At 74.2% G+C, this 8,603-nt stretch carries 5 protein-coding genes; 2 read left to right on the top strand and 3 right to left on the bottom strand.

What is annotated here, in order from left to right; translation table 11 throughout:
* Positions 1 to 288 precede the first annotated feature (288 nt).
* Positions 289 to 3,738, top strand: a complete 3,450-nt coding sequence (locus tag ACIGW4_RS37985) for a BTAD domain-containing putative transcriptional regulator (RefSeq protein ID WP_399586291.1) — start codon at positions 289 to 291, stop codon at positions 3,736 to 3,738.
* A gap of 15 nt (positions 3,739 to 3,753) precedes the next feature.
* Here the strand turns inward: ACIGW4_RS37985 and ACIGW4_RS37980 are convergent, their stop codons facing one another.
* From ACIGW4_RS37980 to panB, 3 genes are all read right to left on the bottom strand, one after another.
* On the bottom strand, positions 3,754 to 4,614 hold the full coding sequence (locus ACIGW4_RS37980) for an ABC transporter permease (protein WP_123451710.1): 861 nt from the start codon (positions 4,612 to 4,614) through the stop codon (positions 3,754 to 3,756).
* Complete coding sequence (locus ACIGW4_RS37975; RefSeq protein ID WP_399586288.1) at positions 4,611 to 5,621, bottom strand: ATP-binding cassette domain-containing protein; 1,011 nt, start codon at positions 5,619 to 5,621, stop codon at positions 4,611 to 4,613. Before ACIGW4_RS37975 ends, ACIGW4_RS37980 begins: the two co-directional genes overlap by 4 nt.
* Positions 5,622 to 5,721: 100 nt before the next feature.
* A complete protein-coding gene (gene panB / locus ACIGW4_RS37970; protein WP_359589993.1) occupies positions 5,722 to 6,585 on the bottom strand; it encodes a 3-methyl-2-oxobutanoate hydroxymethyltransferase in 864 nt (287 codons plus the stop codon).
* 189 nt (positions 6,586 to 6,774) lie between these two features.
* Between panB and ACIGW4_RS37965 the strand changes: the two genes are divergently transcribed.
* Positions 6,775 to 8,409 (top strand): MFS transporter, encoded by a 1,635-nt coding sequence (locus ACIGW4_RS37965; protein ID WP_399586284.1) that lies wholly within the window; start codon positions 6,775 to 6,777, stop codon positions 8,407 to 8,409.
* Positions 8,410 to 8,603: the final 194 nt, after the last annotated feature.

Here is an 8,603-nt window from a genome sequence, read left to right as displayed (position 1 = left end):
TTCAGGCGCGGGACGCGGAGGCGCCGCTGAAGGGCGCCGTCCCGTGTGCCCACCCGTCCCGCCCCAGCGGGACGATTGCCCACACGGCGGGTGGGTAGGGGCACCGCCCCGCCGGGCGCGGGCCCCACGGGCGGGGGCACGCCCCCCGGGCGCGGGCCCCGCACAGCGGGCGGGGGTGCCGCCCAGCAGGCGGGCCCCATACGGGGGTGGGCGGGGGCACCGCCCCGCCGGGCGCGGGCTGTGGTGCCCGTGGGGAGGTCGGGGGTGGGCTCGCGGAGAATGGGGGGCGTGCGTTACTCCGTCCTCGGCCCCACCCTCGCCCACACCCCCGACGGCTCCGACGTGACCATCGGCGGCCCCCGGGTCCGCGCGCTGCTCACCGTCCTCGCCCTGCGGGCCGGCCGGGTCGTCCCCGTGCCCGATCTCGTCGACGAGGTGTGGCACGGCGACGAGCCGCCCGCCGACGCGCCCGCCGCCCTCCAGGCCCTGGTGGGGCGGCTCCGCAGGGCCCTCGGCCGGGACCGGGTGGTCTCCGCCGAGGGCGGTTACCGGCTGGACGCCCGGCCCGAGGACGTGGACGTCCGCCGCTTCGAGCGCCTCGCCGCCGAGGGCCTGGCCGCACTCGGCGCGGCCGATCCGGCACGCGCCGCCGCCCTCCTCGACGAGGCCCTCGGCCTCTGGCGCGGCCCGGCCTTCGCCGACCTGCCGGACCGGGAGGCGGAGGCCGCCCGTTGGGAGGCGCGTCGGCTGGACGCCCGCCGGGCGAGGCTCGACGCCGCCCTCGCGCTCGGCGGCGCCGAGGCCGCCCTCCCCGAACTCACCGCCCTCTGCGCCGCCCACCCCCTCGACGAGCCCCTCCAGGCCCTCCGGATCCGCGCCCTGCGGGACACCGGCCGGGCGGCCGAGGCCCTCGCCGCGTACGAGTCGGTCCGCCGCTCCCTCGCCACCCGCCTGGGTGCGGACCCGTCACCCGCCCTGCGCGCCCTCCACGCCGAGCTGCTGACCCCGGAGCCCGTCCGCGCCCCCCTCCGGGGCAACCTGCGCGCCCGGCTCACCAGTTTCGTCGGCCGCGACGAGGAGATCGCCCTGGTGCGGGACGACCTGCGCGGCGCGCGGCTCGTGACGCTGCTCGGGCCCGGGGGCGCCGGGAAGACCCGGCTCTCGCAGGAGGCGGCCGAGCGGGGGAACGAGGACTGGCCGGACGGGGTGTGGGTGGCGGAACTCGCCCCCGTACGGGACCCCGAGGCCGTGCCCGAGGCGGTCCTCGCGGCCGTCGGCGCCCGCGAGACCGTGCTCCGCGGCGCCGGGGCCGAGGAGCTGCGGGGCGGTGGCGACCCCACCGCCCGGCTCGTCGAGCACTGCGCCGGGCGCCGGATGCTGCTCCTCCTCGACAACTGCGAGCACCTCGTCGGCGCGGCCGCCGAACTGGCCGAGACGCTGCTCGCGCGCTGCCCCGAGCTCCGGGTGCTCGCGACGAGCCGGGAGCCGCTGGGCGTCCCGGGGGAGACGCTCCGCCCCCTCGGCCCGCTGCCGACCGGGATGGCCCTGCGGCTCCTCGGTGAGCGCGGCGCCGCGGTCCGTCCGGGGTTCCGCGTCGAGGACGACCCGGTCGCCGCGGCCGAGGTCGTGCGGCGCCTCGACGGTCTGCCGCTGGCCATCGAACTGGCTGCGGCCCGGCTGCGGATGTTGACCCTGCGTCAGATCGCGGACCGGCTCGACGACCGCTTCCGGCTGCTGACGTCTGGCGCGCGGACGGTACTGCCCCGGCAGCAGACCCTGCGGGCGGTCGTCGACTGGTCCTGGGACCTCCTGGACGGGGCCGAACGGGCCGTCCTGCGCCGGCTCTCGGTCTTCACGGGCGGCTGTGACCTGGAGGCGGCGGAGGCCGTCTGCGCGGGCGATTCCCAAGCCGCCGACCCCCAAGCCACCGACCTCCGACCCGCCGGTTCCCAAGCCACCGACCCCCGACCCGCCGGTTCCCGAGCCGTCGGCCCCCGAGCCCCCGGGCCCCGCCCGGCCGAACCCCACGCCCCGGGGCCCCACGCCGCCGGGCCGTCCGCGCACGAGCCGCCCGTCCTCGACCTCCTCGGCGCCCTCGTCGACAAGTCGCTCGTCGTCGCCGTGCCCGGTGAGTCCGGCATGCGGTTCCGGCTCCTGGAGACCGTCGCCGAGTACGCGGGGGAGCGGCTCGACGAGGCGGGGGAGCGGGCCGGCACCGAGCGCCGCCACCTCACGTACTACCGCGAACTCGCCCGCCGCACCGACCCCGAGCTGCGCGGCCCCGGGCAGGTCGAGGCCGTCGGCCGGTTCGGCACCGAGTACGGGAACATCCGCGCCGCCCTGCGCCGGGCCGTCGACGCCCGGGAGGAGGACGAGGCGCTGGTCCTCGTCCACTCCCTGCTCTGGTACTGGCAGATGCGCGACCTGCGCGCCGACGCCCTGTACTGGGCGGAGTCCGTCGCCGAGCTCGGGCCCGACCCGTTCGGGACGCCCGCCGCCCCCGTCGTCCCCCTGCACGAGCCGTGCACCGCCACTCCCCCGCCGCTCTCCGAGGAGCAGCGCTGGGAGGCCCGGCGCGGGGTGCGGCTGATCGAGCTGCTCAACATGGACTACGAGACCGGCCACTGGACCTCCCCCGCCGGGCTCGCCCGGCTGCGGCGGATCAACGAGGTCTATCCGCCGGGGCTCCCGCAGACCTGCCGGCTGCCCGGCTCCTTCACGGTCTTCGCCGTCCTCCTCATCGGCGAACCGGGCCGCATGGGCGAGGCCCTGGAGGCGCACGTCGCCGCCTGCCGCCGCCACGGCGGCGAATGGGAGCTCGCCAACGCCCTCCAGCTGCGCGCCAACATGCTCGCCAACCGTGCCGACCTGGCCGAGCGGGCCGCCGCCGACGCCGAGGAGAGCCTGGAGATCTTCGTACGCCTCGGGGACTCCTGGGGCGCGGCCGAGGCGCTGGCCTCGCGCGCCGAGGCCCGTGAGCGGCGGCTCGAGTTCGAGGGCGCCGCCCAGGACTTCGCCGACGCCATCACGTACGCGGAGCGGATCCGCGCCCAGTCCCAGATGGCCCTGCTGCGCGCCCGCTACGCCGACATGCTGATCGAGACCGGCCGTGGCGAGGAGGCGGAGCGGATCCTGCGCGAGGTGGTGGAGGGCGAACACGGGCGCGGCCACGAGCCGATGCTGGCCGGGCGGATCTTCCTGGGGCTGCTGCTCGGCCGGACCGGCCGGACGGCCGAGGCCCGGATGCATCTGGAGCGGCTGCTCGACGAGTTCAGCGCCCAGAAGCTCTTCAGCGCCGAGACGTTCTCCATCTTCGAGGGCTTCGCGCTCGGCAGCCTGGCCTGGGTGTGCGACCTCGAAGGCCGGTACGAGGAGGCGTTCGACCTGTCCTGGCGGGCGTACGGGCGCGCCCTGGGCGGCCTGTCGCTGATGGTCGCCCCGCACATGCCGGCGATCCACCTGGTCACCGCCGCCTGGGCGCTCGCCGGGCTCGGCGGCCCCCACGCCCGTACCGCGGCGGTCCTGCTCGGCGGGTACGAGGGGCTGCTGCCGCCGGGACACATGGCGCCGCCGATGGAGCGGGAGAACCTGGCGCGGGCGACGGAGCTGTGCCGGTCCGCGCTCGGGGACGGGGAGTTCGAGGCGGCACACGCGGAGGGCGGCGGCCTCTCCGTGGAAGAGGCCGCCGCCCTGCTCGGTCGCGCCGCCGACGCGATCAGTGAGCGCGCCGAGTCATGATCCCCCGATCGGGACTCAGGTCTTCTTGCGGAACTTGGACACCGCGAGCGGTGCCGTCACGACGGTGATGAGCGCCGCCCAGCCGAGGGTCATCCACACCGAGTGGGCGACCGGGCCGCCGTTGATCAGGTGACGGGCGGCGTCGGCGAGGTTGGACAGCGGGTTGTAGTCGGTGAAGGTCTGCAGCCAGCCGGGCATCGTCGTCGGCGGGGCGAAGATCGAGGAGCCGAACTGCAGCGGCATCAGGACGAGCATGGCCATGCCCTGGACGGCCTGGGCCGTCTTCATGGTGAGACCGAGCAGGATGAAGATCCACATCAGGGCGGCGCCGAAGACCATCGACAGGCCGATGGCGGCGAACAGGTGGAGGACCGAGGTGTGGATCTCCAGGCCGAGCAGGAAGCCCATGCCGAGCAGGATCGCGGTGGCGATGAGCATCCGGCCCACCTCGACGACGATCTTCGCGATGAGCACCGAGGAGCGGGCGATCGGCATGGTCCGGAACCGGTCCATGACGCCCTTCTTGAAGTCGTCGTTGATGCCGGTGCCGACGCCCATCGCGATGTTCATGCCCATCATGGCCATCAGGCCGGGCGTCACGTAGTTGACGTAGACGTCGTTGTTGCCCTTGCCCGAGATCGCGCCGCCGAACACGTACACGAACAGCAGGATGAAGATGATCGGCATCAGGACGGCGTCGAACATCGACTCCGGGTCCTGCTTGATCTGCAGGGCGTTGCGCCGGGCCAGGGCGCCGATGTGGCGGAGGTTGGCCCGCAGGCCGATCCGGCCCTCCGCGACGGGGGCGGTCCGTGCCGCGGCCGGACCCGGATCCCGGGTGTCGGCGGGGGACTTGGTGACAGTGGTCGTGCTCACGCGGCGACCTCCTCGGTGATCGCGTCGGAAAGCTCGGAGTCGGCGGTCTTCTGACCGGTGATCGCGAGGAACACCTCGTCCAGGCTGGGCAGATGGGTGCCGATGTGGGCGATGCCGAAGCCGCGCGCGCCGAGCAGTCCCACGACGGCGGTCAGCTGCTCGTCGGTGAGGATCGGCACGTACAGCACGCCCTCGTCGGGCACGACGGTCGAGCCGGCGACCCCGTCGAGGCCGGTCTCGCGCAGCGCGGCCGCCATGGCGGACAGGTCGGCCGGGTCCGTGGGGCGGACCTTCAGGGTCCGGCCGCCGACCTTGGCCTTGAGCTCGTCGACCCCGCCCTTGGCGATGACCCGGCCCCGGTCGATGACGGTCAGCTCGCTCGCGAGCTGCTCCGCCTCCTCCATGTACTGGGTGGTGAGGAGGACGGTCGCTCCCTCGGAGACCATGCGCTGCACCTCGTCCCACACCTCGTTGCGGGTGCGGGGGTCGAGGCCGGTGGTCGGCTCGTCCAGGTAGAGGACGGCCGGCCGGCCGATCATGGAGGCGGCGAGGTCGAGGCGGCGCCGCATGCCGCCGGAGTAGTTCATGGCCGGGCGCTTGGCGGCGTCGGTGAGGGAGAAGCGCTCCAGCATCTCGTCGGCGCGGCGGCGGGAGTCGGCGCGGGAGAGGTCGAGCAGCCGCCCGATCATGTAGAGGTTCTCCCAGCCGGACAGCTTCTCGTCGACCGAGGCGTACTGGCCGGTGAGGCCGATGGTGCGGCGCAGTTGGCGGGGGTGCTTCACCACGTCGTACCCGGCGACGGTGGCGGTCCCGGCGTCCGGGACGAGGAGGGTGGACAGACAGCGGACGAGGGTGGTCTTCCCGGCGCCGTTGGGGCCGAGGACCCCGAGGACCGTGCCCTCCCGGACGTCCAGGTCGACCCCGTCGAGGGCCTTCGTCTCGCCGAAGTGCTTCACGAGGCCCCGGACCTCGACGGCGTTGGTGTGTGATCGCGTCATGTCCACCATGGAACAGGGCGCCGCCGACAATCCCCCGACAGACGACCGACAGCCCGCCGATGGGGGATGTCGGCGGGCTGTCGGAGGTGCCGCAGTGGCTCTGCGTGCCTTAGTGGAAGGTGTGCTCCTCGGCGGGGAACGCCCCGCCGCTGACGTCCTCGGCGAAGGCGCGGGCGGCGTCGCCGAGCGTCTCGCGGAGGTTGGCGTACTGCTTGGTGAAGCGCGGCACCTTGCCGCCGGTCAGGCCGGCCATGTCGGTCCAGACGAGGACCTGCGCGTCGGTGCCGGCGCCGGCACCGATGCCGATGGTCGGGATGTGCAGGGACCGGGTGACCTCGGCGGCCAGCTCGGCCGGTACGAGTTCCAGGACGACGGCGAAGGCGCCCGCGTCCTGCGCCGCCTTGGCGTCGCTGAGGAGCCGGTGGGCGGCCTCGTCGGAGCGGCCCTGCACCCGGTAGCCCATGGTGTTGACGGACTGCGGGGTGAGCCCCAGGTGGGACATGACGGGGATGCCGGCCTGGACGAGCAGCTCGGTCTGCGGCAGCGAGCGCTCGCCGCCCTCCAGCTTGATCGCGCCGACGCCCGCGTCCTTGACGAGGCGGGTGGCGTTGCGCAGGGCCTGGACGGGCCCCTCCTGGTAGGAGCCGAACGGCAGGTCGCCGACGACGAGGGCGCGCCTGGTGCCCCGGACGACGGCGGCGGACAGGAAGGTCATCTCGTCCATCGTGACGGGCACGGTGGTGTCGTAGCCGAGGTGACAGTTGCCCATCGAGTCGCCGACGAGGATGACCGGGATGCCGGCCTCGTCGAAGACCGACGCGGTCATCGCGTCGTAGGCGGTGAGCATGGGCCACTTCTCGCCGCGGGTCTTGGCCGCGGCGATGTCGTGGACGGTGATGCGGCGCGTGCCCTTCCCCCCGTACAGCGCCTTGCTGCTGTCGGCGGGCGGTTTCTGGGCAGCCTGAAGCGTCATGGTGAACGGCTCCTCTTGTCATCTCGAGGCGCCCTGTGGCGTCCCCGGACCACGTCCATGGTGGCACTTCGCCGGGCGGGCGGGGAAGTGGGCCGGAGTGGCGCTGTTCACACGGCGGCAACGTAAAGACTTCCCCCCGTCTTTCGATACGAGACGGTCTCGTATCGAAATTGCCCTAGGGTGGTGGGCATGTCACAGCCGTCCACCGCACCCGCCCCGCCCGCCGGGTCCCGCGTCCCCGAGGCCGTCCACCGGCGCCGCTGGGCCGTCCTCGGCGTCCTCATGCTCAGCCTGCTGATCGTCGTCCTCGACAACTCGATCCTGAACGTCGCGGTCAAGACGATCGCGGCCCCCGCGCCCACCGGCATCGGCGCCACCCAGAGCGAGCTGGAGTGGTCCATCAACTCCTACACACTCGTCTTCGCCGGACTCCTCTTCACCTCCGGCCTGCTCGGCGACCGCCTCGGCCGCAAGAAGGTGCTGCTCTTCGGCATCACCGTCTTCGGCATCGGCTCCGCCCTCGCCGCCCTCTCCGGCTCCCCGGGCGAACTCATCGCCTACCGGGCCGTCATGGGCCTCGGCGCCGCGTTCGTGATGCCCGCGACGCTCGCCGTCCTCATGAACGTCTTCGAGCGCGACGAGCAGCCCAAGGCCATCGGCATCTGGGCCGGCAGCGTCGGCCTCGCCATCGCCGTCGGCCCCATCACCGGCGGCATCCTCCTCGAACACTTCTGGTGGGGATCGATCTTCCTCGTCAACGTGCCCGTGGTGCTCCTCGCCCTGGCCCTGATGCTGTGGCTCGTGCCCGACTCCCGCGACCCCAGGCCCGGCCGCGTCGACATACCCGGCGTGCTGCTCTCCGTCGTCGGACTCGTCCTCCTCGTGTACGGGATCATCCGCGGCGGCGAGCTGGCGAGCTTCACCGACGTCACCGTCCTCGCGCCCGTCCTCGGCGGCCTCGCGGTCCTCGTCGTCTTCGTCCTCCACGAGCGGCGCAGCGACCACCCGGCCATCGACATGTCGTACTTCAGGAAGCCCGCGTTCTCGGCGGCCGTCGCCGCGATCGCGCTCGTTTTCTTCGCCCTCATGGGCGTGACCTTCTTCTCCGCCTTCTACCTGCAGAGCGTGCGCGGCTACACCGCGCTGCAGTCCGGGCTGCTCATCCTGCCGCTCGCCGTCGCGCAGATGGTCTTCGCGCCCCGGGCCCGGCTCGTCGTCGAACGCTTCGGCGCCCGGGCCGTCTGCACCGGCGGCATGCTGCTCGTCGCCGCCGGCCTGGCCGCCTTCGCCTTCTTCGAGGCCGACACCCCCGTCTGGGTCCTGGAGGTCGTCTTCTTCCTCCAGGGCGCGGGCATGGCGCACATCATGCCGCCGGTCACGGTCTCGATCATGCAGGCGCTGCCCCGCGAGAAGGCGGGCTCCGGCTCCGCCATCAACAACACCTTCCGGCAGGTCGGCGGCGCGCTGGGCGTGGCCGTCCTCGGTTCGGTGCTCTCCTCCACGTACCGGGGCGAGATCGAGGGGCACCTGGACGGCGTCCCGGCGGCCCTGCGCGACACGGCGGGCGAGTCCGTCGAGGCCACGCTCGCGGTCGCCTCGCGACTCGGGCCGGCGGGCAAGGACCTGATCGGCCCCGCGTACACGGCCTTCCTGGACGCCATGCACGTCACGGCGATCGCCTCGGCGGCGATCGGCGTGGCGGGCGCGGTGGTCGTGGCGGCGTTCCTGCCGGGGCGGGTCCCCGGCGGGGCGGGCGGCGCGGGTACGGGCGGGGGCGCGGCTCCGGCGACCGCCGACACCCCGACCCCGGCCCAGACCGGCTAGCCCGGAACCGGGCCCGCCATGCCGGGGGCCGCGGCCGACGGGGCGGTGCCCCTCCCGCACCCGCCGTGCGGGGCCCGCGCCCGGGTGGGCGGTGCCCCTGCCCACCTCCGTGTGGGCAATCGTCCCGCTGGGGCGGGACGGGTGGGCACACGGGACGGCGCCCATCAGCGGCGCCTCCGCGTTCCGCGCCTGAA

Source organism: Streptomyces sp. NPDC053513, assembly GCF_044544765.1.
GTDB classification, from domain to species: Bacteria; Actinomycetota; Actinomycetes; order Streptomycetales; family Streptomycetaceae; genus Streptomyces; species Streptomyces litmocidini.
Note: the sequence above shows the minus strand (reverse complement) of the source record. Positions and strands in the feature narration are given on the sequence as shown.